This window comes from Arthrobacter rhombi, from assembly GCF_900163545.1.
Taxonomy (GTDB): Bacteria; Actinomycetota; Actinomycetes; order Actinomycetales; family Micrococcaceae; genus Arthrobacter_H; species Arthrobacter_H rhombi_A.
In genome coordinates, this window is sequence record NZ_FUHW01000039.1 from 1 (window position 1) to 2,600 (window position 2,600).

At 62.2% G+C, this 2,600-nt stretch carries 2 protein-coding genes; both read left to right on the forward strand.

Annotated features, from left to right (window positions below):
- The first annotated feature begins 168 nt into the window (after window positions 1-168).
- Window positions 169-1,734, forward strand: coding sequence for an IS21 family transposase (gene istA, locus FM101_RS12315; RefSeq protein ID WP_245806692.1), 1,566 nt, complete (start codon window positions 169-171; stop codon window positions 1,732-1,734).
- Window positions 1,734-2,501, forward strand: coding sequence for an ATP-binding protein (locus FM101_RS12320; protein WP_087000087.1), 768 nt, complete (start codon window positions 1,734-1,736; stop codon window positions 2,499-2,501). Before istA ends, FM101_RS12320 begins: the two co-directional genes overlap by 1 nt.
- Window positions 2,502-2,600 lie beyond the last annotated feature (99 nt).

Here is a 2,600-nt window from a genome sequence, read left to right on the forward strand (position 1 = left end):
TGGCGAGTAGCGCTTGACGGTAGCGCACGTCTGGACAGTTGGTAGCACGATTCCGGGGACATGGTAGCGCTCCGGGCATGGGGCTGCTCTGATGTGAGATGACGACACAAGAGGTGCTGTCTTTTCATTTTGGAGGGTGGATTCATGGCGGACTATCGAAAGATCTTGGTGCTGCTGCTGGAGGGGCGCAGCTACCGCGAGGTTGTAGAGATCGCGGAATGCTCGCACCGCGACGTGTCACGGGTTCGGCAAGAAATCCGTGAGCGGGCCCTGACCTCGGTGGTCGCGGTGAGCGACACTGAGCTCGCGCAGTGGTTCCCGGACGGGCGACGGAAAGTCTCGGATGAGTATGACCAGCCCGACCTGTCGCGGGTGGTGGCGGCGATGAAGCAGAACCGGCACTTCACTTTGCTGTTGGCCTGGCGTCGATACATCGACACCAAGGAAGCCGGGAAGAAGTATGGATATTCGCAGTTCTGTGCACTGTTCACCGACTACCTCCGCACCCACGATCTCGTGGCCGTGCTGCGCCACCAGCCAGGCCGGGCGATGCTGGTTGACTGGGCCGGGGACACAATGGACGTCGTGGACGCGATCTCCGGCGAGGTGGTCCGAGCCGTTCTGTTCGTTGCGGTGTTGCCATACTCTGGCGCGTTGTTCTGCCGCGCCTATGCGGATATGAAGTCTCCGGCGTGGCTCGACGCCCACGTGCAGTCTTTCGCGTTCTTTGGTGGCGTGGCGCAGATCGTCGTGCCTGATAACCCGACGACCTCGACCCACCAGGCCCGCAAGGGCGATGCCGAGCGGGTGGTGAATGCACGCTATCAGCAGCTCGCCGACCACTACCAGACCGCGATCGTGCCGGCGCGAGTGAAGAAACCCCGAGACAAGGCGGCGGCCGAAAACGCGGTCAACGTGGTGAACAAACGCGTCATCGGCTATCTCGAGGACGATGTGTTCACGACCCTCAGCGAGCTGAACGAGGCGATCGAGGAGCGGGTGAGGGAGATCAATCATGATATCCGCCGCGCCGACGACACGACCCGGTGGGAGAGATTCCAAGCCGAGGAAGCCCCCGTTCTCGGCCCGCTGCCCGAGGACGGGTTTGAGGACGTCGAGTGGAAGGAGCTGAAGGCGGCTCGAAACTACCACGTCACCGCGGACACACAACGGTATTCCGTGCCGTTTGCGTTGGCGGGCCGATTGCTGCGGGTGAGGCTGACATCGTCACGGATCACCGTCTTCGACGGACACGAGAGGATCTGCGAGCACCCCCGGTTGACGGGCCGCAAGGGGCAATACTCGACGTTGCCCGAACATGTCCCGCCGCAACATCGCAACATCGATGGGCTGTGGTCCAGGAGTTGGTTCACCGATCGGGCCCGCAACGTCGGGCCGGCAACAGTACAAGTCATCAAGCAGATCCTCGACGGGCAAATGATCGAGGCGCAGGGCTATTTGACCTGCCAGAACATCCTCGACGGTCTCGGCAAAAACAACCGGGAACGACTGGAGGCGGCCTGCCAGGAACTCATAAACCGCCGTGCCCATCCGAGCTATACGAGCCTGAAGCGTCTGATGGCGGCGATCGACAGCGATGCGAAAAAGCCCCGCCCGGTGGTCCCGGCGGCCTCGACACGCAAACGCGTCAGCCCCGTCGTTTTCCCCGACACCACCACGGATGTTTATGTTCGCGATGCCTCCCATTACGTACGCGACGAGGAGGGACAGTGATGTTCACCAGCATTGACTACGACAAATTCCGGGCCCTGCGCGTGACCCATGTCGCGACCCGGCTGGAGGAACTCATCCAGGACGAAGCCAACGACACGCTCACCCCCGAGCAGCTGTTCCTAACCGCCGTCGACGATGCGTTGGAGTCCCGACGCATCAACAAAGTCGACAAACTCATCCGCCAGGCCGCTTTCCCCATCCCGGGGGCGACCGTCGCGGAGGTGGACTACCGCGATGGGCGCGGCATCACGCCGGTCAGAATGCGACGCTATGCAGTACATGACTGGCGCTCGGACGCGACGAACTTGCTCATCATCTCGCCTACCGGTGGCGGGAAGACCTACCTCGCATGCGCGCTGGCCATCGGCGCCTGCCAGAGTGAACACTCGGTTCTCTACTTCCGGATGGACGACCTAGCCCGTCGGCTCATCATCGCCCGGGGCGACGGCATCGCCCACCAGAAACTGTTGAACGAACTTTCCAACATTGACCTGCTCATCATCGATGACTTCCTTACGGTCGGCATCGACAGTGACGCGGCCAGCGACCTGTTCGCGATCCTCGCAAACCGCGAGCATCGGTTGCCAACGATGATTGCCTCGCAGACCGGGCCGGCGCACTGGGTTGCCGAACTGCCGGACCGCGTTGCTGCGGACTCGATCGTGAACCGACTCGCCAACAACGCCAGGATCATCAACCTTGGCCAGATCGACATGCGTAGACACCGCAACGACCAGGCTCGGGCCCACGAGGACTATTGGGAATAGCAGCGTAGCGGCCCGGGAACTCGACTCGGGCCGCTACCGCCTCGTCAGAAACGCTACCAACTACGTGGACTCGCGCTACCGTCAAGCGCTACTCGCCAA